Origin of the sequence: Roseateles microcysteis (genome assembly GCF_036880965.1) — a bacterium.
In the GTDB taxonomy this organism is placed as follows: Bacteria; Pseudomonadota; Gammaproteobacteria; order Burkholderiales; family Burkholderiaceae_C; genus JAUASW01.
The window spans coordinates 629,035-645,185 of the sequence record NZ_JBAJMV010000003.1 but is presented as its reverse complement, the minus strand read 5'-3'; the positions used below and the strand labels follow the sequence as shown (position 1 = coordinate 645,185).

Below are 16,151 nucleotides of genomic sequence, written 5' to 3'. Positions count from 1 at the left end.
CCAACCGACTCAAGCCGACAGGCTGCGCAGGTCCTGCGCTACCCGGCCGCCCTGCAAGGCGATCACCCGCTGTGCCGCCGCGATGGTTTCGGGCCGGTGGGCAATAACGATTTTTGTGAGCGGCAATTGCCGCAGCGAGGCATTGAGCAAGCGCTCGCGTTCGACATCCAATGCGCTGGTCGCTTCGTCCAGCAAGAGAAACTGCGGCCGCTTGTAGAGCGCGCGCGCCAGCAGGATGCGCTGGCGTTGGCCGCCGGAGAGGCTGCTGCCCATGTCGCTGACCAGGCTCTGGTAGGCCATCGGCAGCGCCTCGATGTCTTCGTCCACGCAGGCCAGTCGTGCGCATTCACGCACCCAGGCAGAGTCGGCGCCCGGCTCGAAGAAGCTGATGTTGTCGGCAATGCTGCCGGCGAAGAGCTGGTCGTCCTGCATGACCGTGCCCACGGCCGAACGCCAGCTCTGCAGGCCCAGTTTGGCGAGCGGCTGGCCGCCGACCAGCACCTGGCCGGATTGCGGCTCGTGCATGCCCAGCATCAGTTTCATCAGCGTGGTCTTGCCACAGCCTGAAGGCCCCACCAGAGCGACCGACTCGCCGGGCGCAATGCTGAACGAGCAGCGCTTGATGACCTCCGGCTCGCCATCGGCATAGCGGAACGAGACCTCGCGCAGCTCCAGCGTGGCGCCGGCAGCCAGGGGCAGGGCGGGGCCACGTTGCTCGGGCGCGCTCAGCACGATGTCGGCCAGGCGCTGGCCCTGCAGCTTCAGCATCGCCAGCTCCACGCCCTTGTCTATCAGGCCGGCGAGGCGGTTGCTGAACTGCTCCTTGTAGGCGAGGTAGGCGAACAGCATGCCCACCGACAGCTCACGCTCCAGCACCAGCCAGGCACCGAGGCAGACGATGGCCACGCGCTCCAGCCCGAACAGGAGCTTGTGCGAGACGCCCATCCACAGCTCCAGCCGGCGCATGCTGAGCGAGGCGTTCATCTGCTCCACGACCAGGTTGGAGAAGCGCGCGCTGCGGGCCGGTTCGGCATTGAAGAGCTTGATTGCCGGCGCGCCGCGCAGCGACTCGACGAAAAAGCCGTTCTGCTTGGCCTCGTGCACCAGCTGCTCCTCGGTCGCTTCCTTCAAGGGCGCATAGAAAGCCCAGCGCAGCGCGCCATAGCCGGCCACAGCCAGCAGGGCAACGAGGCTCAGGCGCGGGCTGTACAGCCACATCATGGCCAGCGTCACGATCACCATCAGGCCGTCCAGCACGGCCTCGACGAAGCGCGTCGTCAGCGTGCGTTGGATCTGCTGCACGCTGCCAAAGCGCGACCAGATCTCACCCAGCGAGCGCTTGTCGAACCAGGCCTGCGGCAGCCGCAGGAGATGGGCGAAGACATTGCTGAGCCACTGCAGATTGAGGCTGGCCGACATCGCCAGCACCGCCCAGGAACGCAGGGCGCCCACCGCGACTTGCAGCAGCACGAGCAGGCCGAAGCCCAGGCCCAGCGTGACCAGCAGGTCGCGGTCGGCACCAACAAGCACGCCGTCCACCACCCATTGCAGCAGGAAGGGCGAGAGCAGGACCAGCAGCTCCAGCGCCAGCGCCAGCACCAGGGCCTGGCCCATCGCGCGGCGCAGGCCGCTCACCCGGCCGAGCAGCTGGCGCAGGCTGGGTGCCGGGGCGGCGGCGCGGGTCTGGAAATCGGCGCCCGGCCGCAGCTCCAAGGCAATGCCGGTGAAGTGGCGCGACAGTTCCGCCATCGGCATGGTGCGGCGGCCATGGGCCGGGTCGTGCACGACGACCTGGTCGCCGTTCACCTCGGCCAGCACGATGAAATGCTTGAAGTCCCAATGCAGGATGCAGGGCAGCTGCAGGCGCGCAAGATGCTTGGGTTCGGCCCGCAGGGCGCGGCAGGCAAGGCCCAGGCCATCGGCCATTCGCACGATGTCGGCGGCGGTGCTGCCTTTGAGCGAGACGGAAAACCGCGCCCGCAGCTCGGCCAGGCCGACCTGATGGCCATGCGCGCCGGCCACCATGGCCAGGCAGGCGAGGCCGCATTCCGCAGCTTCGGTCTGCAAGAGCAGGGGCAGGCGGCGGCGCTTGCCCCACTGCAGTTGCGAGAGCAGCGGCTCAGACACGGCGGCCCAAAGCCAGCAGCGGCTCGAAGATCCACTCGATCAGCTTGCGCTTCTCAAGCAGCACATCGGCATCGAGTTGCATGCCGGCAGTGAGTGCCTGCTCTTTGCCAAATGCTGGAACAGACTGACGCTCCAGGGCGACGGTAATCCGGTACAGCGGCTCGCTATGCCCGCCCGCACCCGCCGGCAGCGAGAGTTGGGCCAGCTCCTGCGCCGACAAGGGCGTGCGCGACACCTGCAAGACCCTGCCTCGCTGATGGCCGAACTTCTGGTACGGGAAGGCCTGGTAGCGCAATTGCACTTGCTGCTGCGGATGCACGAAGCCGATGGCGCTGGACGGCGCATAGAGATGGGCCAGCATCGTGGCGTCGCGCGGCAGCACGGTGGCCAGGCGGGAACCAGCGGCGACAGGTTGGCCGGGTTCGGCTTGCACCGTGCTCAGCACGCCATCGGCCGGCGCGCGCACGATCAGCCGGCGCCGGGCCTCGGCCTCCAGCCCCAGGGCCTGCAGTTCGGAGCGTTCCCTCTCGATCTGGCCCTGGCGCGCGGCCGACTCCAGCGGCAGTTCACGGCCTCGGGCCTGCAGGCCGAGCAGCTCTCGTTGCAGGCCTTCACGCTGGCGCTGCAAGTCCTGCTGCTGGACCTGCAGGCCGAGCACCTCCTCTCGCTTGTTCTGGACCTGGGCGGCCGACACGAATTGCTCGCGCTCCAGGGCAACATGCCGCGACAAGCTCTGGCGTGCCAGCGCGAGCCTTTCGCCCTGCAGCTTTTCGGCCTGCTGCAGTTGCTCGATCTCGCGCTGCACGGCCTGGCTGCGCAGGCCGAGGTCTTCGCGCTGGCGCTGCAAAAGCGCCTTCTGCTGTTCGGCCGTCTCAGCCAGCGAGCGCTGGCGTAGCAGCAGGCTGCGGGCCACGCCTTCGCCGCTGCCTTCGCTGGCGCTGTCCAGGCTGAGGACAAAGAGCGCATCGCCCGCCTTGACGGCCTGGCCTTCCTCCACCAGGCGCTGCAGGAGCAGGGCGGCTTGAGGGGAGTTCAGCGGCTGCACGCCGCCGACCGGAATCAGGTGCCCGGTGACCCGTGCCTTGCGGGTGTACTCGCCGATGAAGAGAAAACCGGCCGCCAAGAAAACGGCGCTCACAGCCAGGACCGTGAGCGCCTTGAGTTGCAGAGACTGCTGAACCTGGGCGCTGCCGAGCCATTGATGGTCTTGTGCGGACAGCGCTTCGGTTCTGAATAACATTGCTTTGCCGGCACTAAGACCGGCGGTGATGACAGCGATGTGTTGTTGGGTACCGAAAAGGCTGGCTTACCAGGTGCCCTTCGGAGCATCTCCGGGAGGCGGCGGAGGCGTGCCGCCGTCGCCTTCGCCGTCACCGCCACTGATCAGCTTCAAGAGCTGCGGATCAATTTCGACAGGTTCGTCGGCTTGCGGGCAGAAGTCGAAAGTCTCGGGCTGGTTCATGGCCGTTACTCCAATGGACTCGTGCGGGATGCACAGCCTCATTGCAGCAGCGGGTGGCCGGGCCCATAACTGTCAACTCTTACAGCTTGCCCGGCGCGGGCACAGCCGATCAGCGGATCAGGCCCAGGCGCAGGGCCTTGAGCACCGTCTGGTGCTTGTTGTTGCAGCCCAGCTTCTGGCCGGCATTGCTCAGGTGCAGCACCGCCGTCCGCTCGGTGATGCCGAGGATGGCGCCGACTTCCCAGGCGGTCTTGCCATCCATGGTCCAGCGTAGCACCTCCAGCTCGCGCGGGGTCAGGTGCGGGCGCTCCAGCTGCTGCTCGGGCGGCAGCTGCACGCGCAGGGCCGTGTCCAGGGCATGGACGGCGAACAATTGCAGGTCCGCCACCATGCGGGTGACGTAGGCCGGGTCTTCCGGCAGTGGCTGGTCGCGGTCCACGCCCAGCAGGAAATGCCGCCCCTCGGGCAGGTGCAGGGCCAGGCAGATGCCGGTGCGGTAGCCGAAGCTGGCCTGCGCGTCCCACAGATCGGGGTTGCCGCCGCCGACATAGGTCTGCTGGTCCCAGACGATGGGCACGCTGTAGCGCTTGCAATGCTGCATCACCGGGTCCTGCAGGCCCAGCTGCGGGTTGTGCATGGCTTCGGCAAAGCCCGTGGGGCAGTTGTCGAGGACGATGAATTCAGGTTTGCCCAGCGCATGATCGACCACGGTCATGGCCGAGAAGGTCTGGAAATCCAGCGAATGCGTGAAACGCTCGATCTCGGCGCGGAACTCGGGCTGGCTCTCGGCCCCGAGCACGGCCTGGAAGCGCCCCTGAAGCATTGACCTCATAACGGGATACTGCGGCGCCCGGCGCCCCCCTGACAAGGTTTACAGCTGGCGCCATCGCGCCGTCGCCGCACACTCGCGGCCACGGCGCCACCGGCGCCCCCAGCCCATCGAGACCAGATGTCGACGAACCCTGCCTGGATTGTGTACGCCTGGCCGCGCATTTTGTGCGCCGTGGAGGCCTTGTCCGGTCTGCAATTCGCGCACCTAAGCACCCAAGTGCTGGTGGCCGGCGCCGGCCGACGACCGTCAAGCGGCCAGACGCTGTGGCTGAGCCGCTCGGGGGAATCGGCGGCGGGCGTTGCCTGGGACTGGGTCAGCCAGCCGCCGGGCATGGTGGCCCTGGCCGATCCGATGGCCCTGGTCAGCAACATCCAGCTGCTCAACGAAGACGGCGAGGTGCTGGCGCCGATGGAGCTGGCCCTGGAGCTCAACGGCGTGGTGCACGGGCTGCCCTGGCAGGACCAGGTGCAGCGCGCGCTGCAGGCCGGCCTAAAGGCACCCGTCACTTCACTTGCATGAATTTGCGGACCGTCCAAGGTACTCCTTGGACGAGGGGCTCACCATCTCATCGGGCAACGGCGGAGCGCATCGAGCGGGCCACATCCCAGAGGCAGACGGCAGTCAGCGCGATGCCGACCAGGGCCGGCTGAATCAGGCGCCACAGGGCCGGCGTTTCGCCCTTGAGCACTTCCATCATCAGCGTGTTCTGGGCCAGGCCCGGCAGCCACAGGTACCAGGCGGCTTCGCCGCCCGGATTGAAGATGCTGACCATCGGCGCCAGGCTCACCACCGTCATCACCAGGGCGCTGCTGGCTTGCGCTTCCTTGAAGGTCTTGGAGCGGATCGCCAGCGCCATCAAGAGAGCACCGATACCCGCCGCCAGCGGCAGCTGCAGGAGCAGGAAAGCCAGCACCTCACGCGGGCCGAAGCTGAACATCGCCTGCAGGCTGTCGCTCTTGATCAACATCTGCGCCGGTACGAAGCTCAGGTCGGCCAGCAAGGCCACGGCCATGCCCATCAGCGCCACCGCGCCCCACTTGCCGAGCACCGTGGCAATCGGGTGGATGGGGTTCATCATCAGCGGCTCCAGCGAGCCGCGTTCGCGCTCACCGGCGGTGCTGTCCAGCGCGGCCGTCATGCAGCCGTAGAGCACGGCCATCATGATGAACATCGGCACCATGCTGGTCAGGTTGGACGCGCGGGCCTGCGGGTTGGCGAGATCGCGCTCCTGCACCTCCACCGGTTGCAGCAGGTCTCCCGGCACGCCGCGCAAGGCGAGCGTCAGACCTGCCCGTTCCTGGGCGAAGCCGCTCAAGAGGCGCTGCACCACCCGCGCGCCGGCACTGGCACGCTGGTTGGCACCGTCCGACACCACTTCGAGCGCTGGCTTGTCGCCTTCCAGCAGTTCCTGCTCGAAGTTCTTGGGGATCACCAGCACGGGCTCCAGCAGCTTGCTGTTGCGCAGCTGGGCCTCGTAGTCGGCCGGCGCTTCCTTGATGGTGTAGGTCTGGCGTTCCAGGTAGTTGCGCAGCGTCGGCGCATGTTCGATGCCGACGACGGTGATCTCGCGTCGCTCGGCGCGCTCCTCGAAGGAAGCGATGAGGCCGGTCATCATCAGCAGCATCAAGGGGCCCATCACCACGGCCGGAATCAGGATGCGGGCCAGCGTGCGGCGGTCGCGCGTCGCGTCGACCAGTTCCTTCAGGAACACCACCCAGGCGGCGCTGCGGATGCCATGCGTGATGCGGTGGGCGATGTTGTTCATGGTGGTCGTGCTCATGCGGCAACTCCCTCTTTGTTCGCAAAGGCCAGCTTGACGAAGGCGTCTTCGAAGCGGCTCTCACCGGCTTGCGCCAGCAGTTCTTCCACCGAGCCCTCGGCCACGCTGCGGCCGGCGGAGACGATGATCACGCGGTCGCACAGCAGCTCGACCTCTTGCATGATGTGTGTCGAAAAGACGATGCACTTGGCGCCGCCCGCAGGCGAGCGCAGATGGCGCAGCGTCTCGCGCAATGAGCGCGTGGCCAGCACGTCGAGGCCGTTGGTGGGCTCGTCCAGCACGATGTTGGCCGGGTCATGCACCAGGGCGCGGGCCAGCGATGTCTTCATGCGTTCGCCCTGGCTGAAGCCGTCGGTGCGGCGTTCCAGCAGCGGCTTCATGTCCAGCATCTCGGCGAGCTGCTCGGCACGCTGGTTGGCGGCATCCCGGCTCATGCCTTGCAGGCGCCCGTAGTAGACGATGTTCTCGCGCGCCGAGAGCCTCGGGTACAGGCCATGCGCATCGCTCAGGATGCCCATGCGGGCGAGTGCTGCCTGGCCGGTGGGCAGGCCGTCCACGGTGATGCTGCCGGAGTCCGGCTTGAACAGGCCGCCGAGCATGCGCAAGGTGGTGGTCTTGCCGGCGCCGTTGGGGCCCAGGAGGCCGGTGATGCGGCCGTCGGCGGCTTCCACGTTGATGCCTTGCACGGCCTTGATGACTTGCTTTGGCGCCTTCTTGAACGACAGCGACATGCCGCCGCCCGTTGCCTTGACGCTGAAGCTCTTGTGAAGCTGTTCGATCTTGATCATTTTTTGCTTTCGCTCCGCTCGGCGGGAATGGGCAGGAAGGCGGTCGGGCGCGGTATCTTGGCGGCGCAGCTGGCATCGACCTTCAGCGCCGCAGCGTCTTCCTTGGCGTCGATGAAGCGGAACAGCACGTCGCGCATGCAGCCCAAGCTCATCACGCCGTGGCCGGCCTCGGCCACGACCACATGCACGGCATTCGGACCCAGGGCCTTGGTGATGCGTTCGCCATGGCGCGGCGGTGTCACCGGATCGGCACCGCCGCTCAGCACCAGGGCGGGTGCCGGCGAGGCCTTGACCTGGAAGAACTCGGCCGGCACCTGGCCCTGCGGCCAGTTCTTGCAGACGGCGCGGTAGTACTGCGCGTCGCTGTCGCCGAAGTCGGCGCCGGGCTTGTCGGTGGCGGAGGCCAGGCGCGGATAGTCCTCGGCGCAGACCACAGAGAAGTGCATGCCCATGGCCAACTGGCTCTTGCGCGAACCGCCGCCGCCAACGAGGCCCATCAGGCCTTCAAAGCGTCCTTCGGCGGCAGCCGAGATTGCAGCGGGCAGGGCGGCCGCACTGGCCGGGTTGTAGAGCGGCAGGCGCACGGCTGACAGCAGCATGCGGCGGCTCAGCTCGAAGCGCTCGGGCAGGCCGGTGCGCGGGTTGGTGACGCTGATCTGGCGCGGCAGGCTGGCCAGCAGCGCGGTCCATTGCTGGCGCAGGTTCGGGAAGCTCTTGCTGCAGGCGGCATCCTTCTCGCAGGCGTTCAGAGCGGCTTCGAGTGCGGCCTGGCCATCGGTGGAGAAGCTGGCCGGCAGGGTCATGTCGGGCGGCGCCACGCCATCGATCACCATGCGGCGCACCTGCTGCGGGAACTGGCGCTGCAGCTCCAGCGCGGCGCGCGTGCCGTAGGAGCCGCCGATCACGTTCCAGCTGGGTGCGCCGAGCTGTTGGCGCACGGCGTCCATGTCCTGCATGGCGATGGTGGTCGTGTAGAAGCGCATGTCGCCGTGCGGCAATTTGGCGAGGCTGTCGCGGCACTGCTCGATGCGCTGCAGCTGCCGTGCCGGGTCGGCCGACTCGGCGGCGCTCAGATGGCGGTCGTCAGGGCATTCCAGCGGCGCGGAGCGTCCGGTGCCGCGCTGGTCGACGAAGACCAGGTCGCGGCGGTTGTTCATGCGGGAGAGGCGGTTCAACACCATGGGCGCGATGTTGATCGCGCTCTGGCCCGGGCCGCCGGCCAGGAACAGCACCGGGTCGGTCAGCTTGTTGCGGGCCAGGGCCGGCACGACGACGTAGTGAACGTCGATCTGCGTGCCGTCCGGCTTGGCCGGGTCGAGCGGGCGCTTGACACTGCCGCATTGCAGCTCATTGGCCACGCCGGCGATGCGGCAGGCTTTGGTGGGGGCGCTGTCGGCGGCCTGCGCTGCCGCGGCCAGGGCCATCAGGGCCCCGGCGGCGAGCAGGGCCCGTCCGGCGTTTCTTCTCTTCTTGTACGGTTGCTGATTCACACCGTTCTCCTCGCTAGGTTGGAACGGGGCGGATTATCAGCAGCGCTCGTCGGCCGCCCATGGGTGTTTGCGGCAGTTGGCCGAAGCCGGCGCTGAATGGCGGGATCGCCCGGCCGAATGGCTGGCTTGCTGCGCGAATGGCGGGCTGGCTCGATTGATCAGCTGTCGTTGCCCGCCTCGCGGCGGCCGAACATGCCCCAGCCTTCCATGGTCAGTACCGGCTCGCCCCGCTGATTGCGCACCTGCCATTCGGAGCGCACCAGGCCGATGGCCGGCCGGCTCTGGCTGGCGCGGGCCTCCCGCACCACCATGCGCACACTCAGGGTGTCGCCGGGACGCACCGGTTTGAGCCAGCGCAGCTTGTCGATGCCGGGCGAGCCCTGGCTGGTCGAGTCCAGCAGGTAGGCATCGCACATCAGCCGCATCACCATGGCGCAGGTGTGCCAGCCGCTGACCGAAAGACCGCCGAGCACCGAGGCATTCGCGGCCTCCTCGTCCAGGTGCAGGGGTTGCGGGTCATAGGCGGCTGCGAAGCGCTGGCCCTCCTCGCGGTCGACAAGGCAGCTGCCGCAGTCGAGCTCGAAACCGACCGGGAAATCTTCGAAGGCATAGCGTGGCATGGCGGGTTCCGGGTGGTTCTGCAAGGGCATTCATTCAGCCGTATGGTTTCGCCTTTGTCCACCCTGAAAGCCCTGACGATGAAGCTCTATTACAGCCCCGGCGCCTGTTCCCTGTCCCCGCACATCGTGCTGCGCGAGGCCGGCCTGCCGGTCGAACTGCTGCTGGCCAGCACCAAGACCAAGAAGCTGCAGGACGGCAGCGACTTCTACGCCATCAATGCCAAGGGCTCGGTGCCCGTGCTGGAGCTGGACAACGGCGAGCGCCTGACCGAAGGCCCGGCCATCGTGCAATACATCGCCGACCAGGTGCCGGCCAAGAACCTCGCCCCGGCCAATGGCACCTGGCCGCGCTACCGTCTGCAGGAGTGGCTGAACTTCGTCACCAGCGAGCTGCACAAGGGCTTCTCGCCCCTGTTCAACCCGGCCGTGCCGGAAGAATCCAAGGCCATCTCGCGCGCCAAGCTGATCGAGCGCCTGAGCTGGGTCGATGAGCAGCTGGAAGGCCAGCAGTACCTGATGGGCGACACATTCACGGTGGCCGATGCCTATCTGTTCACCGTCACCAACTGGGCCAAGCTGGTGGGCGTGGACATCACGGGCCTGGCCTCGCTGGCCGCCTACCGCGAGCGCGTTGGCGCACGCCCGGCCGTGGTCGAGGCGATGAAGGCCGAAGGCCTGCTGAAGTAAATCAAGCCCGTCCCGGTGGTGCGTGGCGCTACCGGGACGCGGGCTGCGCTCAGGATCGGACGGTGACCTTGAGCACGCCGGTGCAATTGGCGCGGTCCGCGGCATCGACCTTGGCGCAGATGCCATCGAGCTGGCCCTTCAGGCGCATCAGCACGGCGTCGTACTGGCCGATGGCATTCCAGGTCGTCAGCAGCGTGCCGACCTTCTTCAGCGAACGCGCGCTGCGCTCGTGGAAGGAACCCTTGTCTTCGCCGGCTTCCTTGAACAGCTGCGCCGCGACCTTCTCGATGCGAGCGGCATCGTTGGGCGCCAGGTCCACCAGGGCGTTGAAGTAGTTCGAACCCCACTGCAGGCGCGTGGCCGGGCCTTCACTCTTGTTGAATGCCTCCTCGTACCAGCGCAGCGCTTCCTCGGTGCGGCCCTGCTTGCGGGCATTGCCGCCCAGCTGGCTCATCAGGTAGTAGGGCGAGTGGCTCTTGGCCAGGCTGCTTTTCAGCAGCGCATCGCTGTCCTTCCAAAGGCCGGCCTGGCCCAGCATGTAGGCGGTCTCGGTGATCACGGCCTGGCGCTCATAGCCGTCCGTGATCTCGCGGTCATTGCGGGCGGCATGCGCCTGCGCTTCCTTCAGGAGCGCGGCGGGGATCTTGGGATACACCTCGGTCTTGGCCTGGTCCAGGCGCGCCAGCTTGACGCGGGCCGTGATGGCCAGCAGGCGGTCCATGCGCGACAGCGTGGTGTCCTGCTCGAGGCGCTTCAGCGCGGGCTCGAAGACGGCCAGCAGCTTGCTGCGCTCGGCACCCGGCTCTGGAGCCAGGGTCTTGGCGATGTCGTCGGCGCCATTGCTCAGCACATCGGCCTGGGCGCGGGTGTCGGCCGGGCTGGCCAGCACCTTGGCCACGCGCTCGCGCAGCGCGGCGTCGGGCTTCAGGCCCTTGCCGTCTTCGCTGGCGGCCAGGGCCTTGAGCCACAGGCGGGTGGTGGTTTCGGCATCGACGCCCTGGCTGGCTGCAGCCAACTGCGCCAGCAGCGCTGGGCGCTCGGCGGCCGGCACCAATTGCTGTTCGTCGGTTTCCCAGGAATAGAAGCCCAGGAGCTTCCATTCATTGGCAGCGAGCTTCTTGCCGGCGCGAGCTTCGGCCAGCACGGTCTTGACCGGGCGGCCGCCGGCCAGGCCCAGCTGCAGCACCTTCATCACCTGGGCGGCATCGGCCTCGCCGGGCAGGCGGGTGATCTCGGTGCCGGCGGGGTTGAAGAGAATCATCGTGGGATAGCCGCGCACCTTGAAGCGGCTGCCCAGCTTCTGGGCGCCGGGCAGGTCGCCATCGATGTGCACGGCCACGAAGGCCTTGGACTGCTCGATGAAATCGGTGCGGTTGAACAGCGTGGCCTTCAATTGATTGCAAGGCGGGCACCACTTGGCGCCCCAGTACAGCAGGACCGGCTTCTTCTCGCCGCGCGCCTGGGCGAAGGCCTTCTCGATATCGGCATCGGCAGCAGCCGGCTGCCAGGCGACGGTGGCCGTGCCACTGGCAGCGGCCTGTGCCGGCAGGCTGCTCATGCCCAGCACGGCCAGGGCCAGGCTGCCAGCGAGCAGGGTGGGGCGGGCGATGCGGTACAGCGATGTCTTGTTCATTCGATGAGAGCCGGCCGCGTGGGCCGCAGGTGTCAGCGCTTGGCGAGGCCGCCATTGTCGGGCCAGCGCCTGGCCCCCGCTTATTCGGGGATTTCCAATGCTTATGCAGGGTGCACTGCGATGAGCTTTCAGCCCACCCGCGCCTTCAGCGCATCACGGTCTTGCCGCTGATGCGAACGTTCAGGCGCTGCTCGACGCGCCAGGCCTCGAGATCGCGCGGCAAATCGGTGGGTGCCAGGCCGTCGGCACTGGTGGCGCCGACATAGCCGTCGCGGCCGTTGGACTTCGCGGCATAGAGCGCCGAGTCTGCCAGGCCCAGGCAAGCCTGCCAGTCCCAGAGGCGGGGCTGGCTCGGGTCCAGCGGGAAGGCGGCGAAGCCGATCGAGGTGGTGACGCTCAGCTGCTGGCCGCCGCCGATCTCGAAGGGCTGCTCGCGCACCGCAAAGCAGGCCCGCGCGGCCAGCTCGGCGGCGTCTTCGCGGCTGGTCTCGCGCACCAGCACCAGCACTTCCTCGCCACCCCAGCGCACCAGCGAATCGGTATCGCGGAAGACGCGGCGCAGCCGTTCGGCCAATTCCACCAGCACCGCATCACCGGCTGCATGGCCATGGGCATCGTTGATGCGCTTGAAGTGGTCGAGGTCCAGCAGCATCAGGAGCAGATCTTTGTCTGCACCCGGCTGGCTGCTGGCCTCGAAGCGACGCAGGCACAGGCGCAGGTCGTCCTGCAGGCGCAGCTCCAGGTAGCGGCGATTGCGCAGGCCGGTCAGGGTGTCGGTCAGGCTGGCTTCGCGCAGCTCGGCGGTGCGCTCGTCCACGAGCGCTTGCAGCTCGGCTTCGCGGCGGCGCAGCTGGCGGGTGCGCCAGCGTATCCAGCCGGCCACCGCCAGCGCGAGCAGGGCCACGCCCGCCAGCTGAGCCCAGATCGTCTGCCACCACAGCGGCAGCAGCTCGACAGGCAGCTCCAGCTCGGACATGCGCCCGCCCGAGGGTTGCGGCGTGACGCGGACCTGCAGCGTGTAGTGGCCCGGCTTGAGCGGGCCGAAGCTGGGGCTGCGAGCGCTGCCGTCAACCTGTGTCCAGGGTGCATCCAGTCCCAGCAGGCGATATTGATAGCGCAGCCGGCCGGGATCGGCATAGTCCAGGCCGGCGAACTCCACGCCCAGCGTGCGGGTGCCGGCCGGCAACACCACCTCGCGCTGCAGGTTTTCCGGATGGAAAGGCTGACCGTCGGCGCGCACCGCGCTGACCACCAGCGGCGGCTTGCCGCTGTCCATGGCATAGCGCTCAGTCTGTACGCGCAGCAGGCCACGGCTGCCGCCAAACAGCAGGCTGCCATCCGGCAGCGTGGTGGAGGCGAAGAACCAGAAAGTGCCGAAGTCGGCGCCATCGGCCGGGCCGATGCTGTCGAGCTGGTCGCTCTTGGGGTCGTAGACGTTGAGCTGGCTCCAGATGCGGCCCTGCCCATCCTCATGCAGATTGCCGCCGAACACGCCCTCGGTGCCGTGGCGTTCACCGATGCGCTCGAAGCGGGCGCGGCCCTGCTCGTCCCAGTCGAACAACAGGTGCAGGCCGGAGGCGGGCGTGTCCACCCAGAGCTTGCCGTCGCGCGTGAGCAGCAGTCCCATGATGATGGGGCTGCCCAGCGTATTGCGCGGCGACTGGATCACGGGCGCCAGCTGATCCGGGCGGCCGCGGAACAGGCCTTGCTGTCCGCCAACCCAGAGCTGGCCCTTGTCTGTGTCTTCGATCAGCGCGTAGATGCCGCCGTGCAGCGGCGCGCCACCTGCCAGATGCACGCGTTCCACCGCCGAGGCGCGTGCGCCTGGCAAGCGGTAGAGGCCTTCCTGCATGCCCAGCCAGACTTCGCCACCGGAGCGCAGCAGCAGGCGTTGGGCGCGGCCGCCATCCAGCGGCCAGTCACGCAGCAGCCGGCCATCGGCGCGACGATGCTCGAGCCGCCCGGCCGAGGCCATCCACAGGCTGCCATCGGACGCATCCTGCGCCAAGGCTTCGACCACGGTGTCGCGCTCGCGAGGCCAGGCGCCCAGCGTGGCCAGCTCCGCGCCGGGGCGACCGTCGAGCCGGGCGATCGGGCCCCTCTGCGTTGGCGCCAGCACCTCGCCGTTCTTGAGCATCAGCAGCGAGCGCACATCGATCTCGGCCAGCGGGCTGGACGGCTCGGCATCGGGCCCGCGCACCGCCAGGGCCGGGTGCCGCTGATGGCGCTGCAGCCCCAGCCCATAGCCACTGAGCCACATCGCGCCGCTGCTGTCCTTGAGCAGGGCACTGATGTCGTTGCCTGCCAGACCGGTGCGGTGACGCGGGTCGTGGCGCAGCTTCAGCTCGATGGCACCGCTGGCCATGTCGACCCACAGCAGGCCGGCTTTGGTACCCACCCAAAGCCGCCCCGGCTCGTCCTCGGCCAGGGCCTGGACGGGCAGTTTCAGGGTGTGAACCCAGCGGATTTGCGCGCCCTCGACCACGCCGAGCCGACCATCCTGCGTGCCCAGCCAGATCCGGCCGTCGCTGGCCTCGGCCAGGGTCAGCACGGGGCTGTCCTTGCCCATGCCAGTGATGGACTCCCACTTGCCCTCGCGAAGCCTCGAGAGACCGCGCCAATGCCCGGCCCAGACGCTGCCGTCGCGCGCCGCGCACAGGGCCAGCACGCGGGACTCGGGCTCGCCTTGCCAGCGCAAGTCCTGGGGTTCGAAAGCGCGCTTGGCCGGCAGATAGCGGGACAGGCCCTGGCCGACGGTGCCGACCCATACCGCGCCGGTGCTGTCCTCGGCCAAGGCACGTATCGGTGCCTTGGGCCCGGCACTGCCCATGGCGCTGCCATGCGCCTGCACTTCATCGCGCTGCGGGTTGTAGGCCATCAGGCCCATGAACTCGGTGCCTATCCACATGCGGCCGTCGCGGGCCGGCGCCAGCGCGCGCACCCAGCCGAGGCTGCGCTGGGCGCGCGTGCTTCCCTCGCGCTCGATCGGGCGCAGGCGGTAGCCGTCGTAGCGCGTCAGGCCCTTGCTAGTCGCCACCCAGATGAAGCCGGCCTGGTCCTGCGCAATCATCGGCACGGTGCTCTCAGGCACGGCGACGCTGCGGAACTGCACCTCCAGCGATTCGGCCGGACGCGCCTGGGCCGTCGGGGGCGACAGCAGCAGCATCAAGCAGGCAAGACCAAGAGCGTGCAGGCGCATGGAACTCATGAGGCCGGGTGGGGCGCGACGGCCAGGGGCGGACGGGTGAAAACTCGATCAGGCCAGGCCCGATCAAGGCAGTGAGAAATTGTCACATGCTGCCCGTCAGGCCCGCCGTGCAGATACCGCAATGCGCACGCTCATGGCGAAAGGCTGTGCGTGGGCCACCAGAACCCGGGCTTGTTGAGGGGCGTTTCGGGCGGCAGCAGCGGATTCTTCAGGTTCAGGATCTGGCGCTTGGACAGTTCCAGCGCGTTCAGCCGCGACTGGAAATGGCGGCGGAAGACCCGGTCCAGGCTGCCGTCATTCACCAGGGATTCGAGCGCCTTGGTCAGGGGCGCCACCAGCGCCTGCAGCCTTCGGCTCAGGAACACATAGCTGGCCGCCGGGTAGCGCAGCACAAAGCCGGGTGCCACGGCCAGATGCAGATCACTGTTGCTGCTCAACTCGCCTTGCACCTCGAGCACCGAGCGCGGGAAGTAGTCGATGCGCCGCTTGTGCAGCATGTCCAGCAACTGGCGGGCGCTCAGCGCCGTGACCACCTCAAGGCCATTGGCGCGCAGGATTTCCGTGTCCGGCCAGTGCTGGCCCTGGCCTGCACGCCGCAGCGCCAGCTGCTCCAGCGACGGCGGTTTCAGCCACAGCGGCTGGTCCTCATGGCGTATCAACGCCACCCGCCAACCGAGCAGGCCGCGATCCAGCGGCACTCGCAAGGGCAGGATGGCCTGCTCGCGCGCGCGGCTGGTCATGCTCCACACCAGGTCCAGCCGCGAACGCTCATTGCCCAGTTCCAGTTCGACCCGCCCCTGATTGATCGGAAACGACGGCATCGCCTGTAGCTGATGCGGCAACCCGCTGCGCTGCAGCGCCAGACCCATCAGCTCGACGACATAGCGCCCGAAATCGTCGGAGGGCTGAACCTCCAGATGGCGCAGCACCGGCGCCTGGGCCTGGCTTCGCATCGAAACCCCCAGGGCGGCGCTCGCGGCCAGGCATTGCCGGCGGTTCAGCATGGGTTTTTGGCTCTCCCTTTGACCAGGGCGCAACGAACGCGCCAGGGCCGTTGTCGGTGATGGTAGCCAGAAAAAAAGACGCCCGGCCTGGGCCGGGCGTTCTGTGTGTTGAGCGTCGGCTTACGCAATCGTAGGGCGCCGAAGTAGTTGCTCTGGCGTGCAAGGCAGATCAATGACTTGGCGGGTCCGGCGCCACAGCCTTTCCCAAGGTAGAGCAGGAGTTCTTGCGACTGGCCTATGTTCGCGCCAAAGTTTTTGCACTACTGCGGGATGGCAGTCCTAAGACGTCAAGAGAGTCCCCGAGCTGAGCGAGGTCGGTGAGGGTGCTGGGTGCTCGCTACCGGACGCGGCCTCAGCGCGCGCGTCGAAGTGCCGAACCTATCGTGGTCTAGCACCTCATAGGAGCGGTCATGGCGCTAACCGTCTGTGCTTCGTGCAACCGACCCTTCACGGTTCGTCCGCAATCGCCGACGCAGGCCTTCTGCTCGGACTCGGATTGCCAACGCAAGCGGCGCCAGCT

The 16,151-nt window shown here is 67.9% G+C and carries 13 protein-coding genes; 2 read left to right on the top strand and 11 right to left on the bottom strand.

All coding sequences use genetic code 11. The annotated features are described in order from the left end of the window. Positions 1 to 9: 9 nt before the first annotated feature. The 4 genes from V3596_RS11900 to V3596_RS11885 form a co-directional block, all read right to left on the bottom strand. Positions 10 to 2,127 carry a peptidase domain-containing ABC transporter gene (locus tag V3596_RS11900; RefSeq protein ID WP_334277960.1) on the bottom strand — a complete coding sequence of 706 codons (2,118 nt, stop codon included), beginning with the start codon at positions 2,125 to 2,127 and terminating at the stop codon, positions 10 to 12. Then, complete coding sequence (locus V3596_RS11895; RefSeq protein ID WP_334277959.1) at positions 2,120 to 3,367, bottom strand: HlyD family secretion protein; 1,248 nt, start codon at positions 3,365 to 3,367, stop codon at positions 2,120 to 2,122. The genes V3596_RS11900 and V3596_RS11895 overlap by 8 nt, the downstream gene beginning before the upstream one ends. A gap of 66 nt (positions 3,368 to 3,433) precedes the next feature. Then, positions 3,434 to 3,589 carry a hypothetical protein gene (locus V3596_RS11890; RefSeq protein WP_334277958.1) on the bottom strand — a complete coding sequence of 52 codons (156 nt, stop codon included), beginning with the start codon at positions 3,587 to 3,589 and terminating at the stop codon, positions 3,434 to 3,436. A gap of 109 nt (positions 3,590 to 3,698) precedes the next feature. Then, positions 3,699 to 4,421 carry a helix-turn-helix transcriptional regulator gene (locus V3596_RS11885; RefSeq protein WP_334277957.1) on the bottom strand — a complete coding sequence of 241 codons (723 nt, stop codon included), beginning with the start codon at positions 4,419 to 4,421 and terminating at the stop codon, positions 3,699 to 3,701. Between the two features lie 117 nt (positions 4,422 to 4,538). On the opposite strand from V3596_RS11885, the gene V3596_RS11880 reads away from it, so the two are divergent. After that, on the top strand, positions 4,539 to 4,940 hold the full coding sequence (locus V3596_RS11880) for a hypothetical protein (protein WP_334277956.1): 402 nt from the start codon (positions 4,539 to 4,541) through the stop codon (positions 4,938 to 4,940). A 46-nt stretch (positions 4,941 to 4,986) separates the two neighbouring features. Here V3596_RS11880 and V3596_RS11875 read toward each other — a convergent pair whose 3' ends face one another. The 4 genes from V3596_RS11875 to V3596_RS11860 all read right to left on the bottom strand — a co-directional run bounded on the left by V3596_RS11875 (position 4,987) and on the right by V3596_RS11860 (position 9,099). Continuing rightward, a complete protein-coding gene (locus V3596_RS11875) occupies positions 4,987 to 6,201 on the bottom strand; it encodes an ABC transporter permease (RefSeq protein ID WP_334277955.1) in 1,215 nt (404 codons plus the stop codon). Beyond that, positions 6,198 to 6,989, bottom strand: coding sequence for an ABC transporter ATP-binding protein (locus V3596_RS11870; protein WP_334277954.1), 792 nt, complete (start codon positions 6,987 to 6,989; stop codon positions 6,198 to 6,200). The genes V3596_RS11875 and V3596_RS11870 overlap by 4 nt, the downstream gene beginning before the upstream one ends. Beyond that, positions 6,986 to 8,479: an alpha/beta hydrolase gene (locus V3596_RS11865; protein WP_334277952.1), complete on the bottom strand. Its 1,494-nt coding sequence runs from the start codon at positions 8,477 to 8,479 to the stop codon at positions 6,986 to 6,988. Before V3596_RS11865 ends, V3596_RS11870 begins: the two co-directional genes overlap by 4 nt. A 158-nt stretch (positions 8,480 to 8,637) precedes the next feature. Next, entirely contained in the window at positions 8,638 to 9,099 is a 462-nt protein-coding gene (locus V3596_RS11860) for a MaoC family dehydratase (RefSeq protein ID WP_334277951.1), read from the bottom strand. Between the two features lie 78 nt (positions 9,100 to 9,177). On the opposite strand from V3596_RS11860, the gene gstA reads away from it, so the two are divergent. Beyond that, positions 9,178 to 9,786, top strand: a complete 609-nt coding sequence (gstA, locus tag V3596_RS11855; protein ID WP_334277950.1) for a glutathione transferase GstA — start codon at positions 9,178 to 9,180, stop codon at positions 9,784 to 9,786. A gap of 49 nt (positions 9,787 to 9,835) precedes the next feature. On the opposite strand, the gene V3596_RS11850 is transcribed toward gstA, so the two are convergent. The 3 genes from V3596_RS11850 to V3596_RS11840 form a co-directional block, all read right to left on the bottom strand. Then, complete coding sequence (locus tag V3596_RS11850) at positions 9,836 to 11,419, bottom strand: thioredoxin family protein (protein ID WP_334277949.1); 1,584 nt, start codon at positions 11,417 to 11,419, stop codon at positions 9,836 to 9,838. Positions 11,420 to 11,564: 145 nt separating this feature from the next. Beyond that, complete coding sequence (locus V3596_RS11845) at positions 11,565 to 14,627, bottom strand: two-component regulator propeller domain-containing protein (protein ID WP_334277948.1); 3,063 nt, start codon at positions 14,625 to 14,627, stop codon at positions 11,565 to 11,567. Positions 14,628 to 14,758: 131 nt separating this feature from the next. Next, entirely contained in the window at positions 14,759 to 15,631 is an 873-nt protein-coding gene (locus V3596_RS11840) for a hypothetical protein (protein ID WP_334277947.1), read from the bottom strand. Between the last annotated feature and the right edge of the window lie 520 nt (positions 15,632 to 16,151).

Excerpts from the sequence above, each read along its gene's own strand:
- V3596_RS11895 (WP_334277959.1), bottom strand. The coding sequence starts at position 3,367 with ATGTTATTCAGAACCGAAGCGCTGTCCGCACAAGACCATCAATGGCTC.
- V3596_RS11890 (WP_334277958.1), bottom strand. The coding sequence starts at position 3,589 with ATGAACCAGCCCGAGACTTTCGACTTCTGCCCGCAAGCCGACGAACCT.
- V3596_RS11885 (WP_334277957.1), bottom strand. The coding sequence starts at position 4,421 with ATGAGGTCAATGCTTCAGGGGCGCTTCCAGGCCGTGCTCGGGGCCGAG.
- V3596_RS11880 (WP_334277956.1), top strand. The coding sequence starts at position 4,539 with ATGTCGACGAACCCTGCCTGGATTGTGTACGCCTGGCCGCGCATTTTG.
- V3596_RS11875 (WP_334277955.1), bottom strand. The coding sequence starts at position 6,201 with ATGAGCACGACCACCATGAACAACATCGCCCACCGCATCACGCATGGC.
- V3596_RS11870 (WP_334277954.1), bottom strand. The coding sequence starts at position 6,989 with ATGATCAAGATCGAACAGCTTCACAAGAGCTTCAGCGTCAAGGCAACG.
- V3596_RS11860 (WP_334277951.1), bottom strand. The coding sequence starts at position 9,099 with ATGCCACGCTATGCCTTCGAAGATTTCCCGGTCGGTTTCGAGCTCGAC.
- gstA (WP_334277950.1), top strand. The coding sequence starts at position 9,178 with ATGAAGCTCTATTACAGCCCCGGCGCCTGTTCCCTGTCCCCGCACATC.
- V3596_RS11850 (WP_334277949.1), bottom strand. The coding sequence starts at position 11,419 with ATGAACAAGACATCGCTGTACCGCATCGCCCGCCCCACCCTGCTCGCT.
- V3596_RS11845 (WP_334277948.1), bottom strand. The coding sequence starts at position 14,627 with ATGAGTTCCATGCGCCTGCACGCTCTTGGTCTTGCCTGCTTGATGCTG.
- V3596_RS11840 (WP_334277947.1), bottom strand. The coding sequence starts at position 15,631 with ATGCTGAACCGCCGGCAATGCCTGGCCGCGAGCGCCGCCCTGGGGGTT.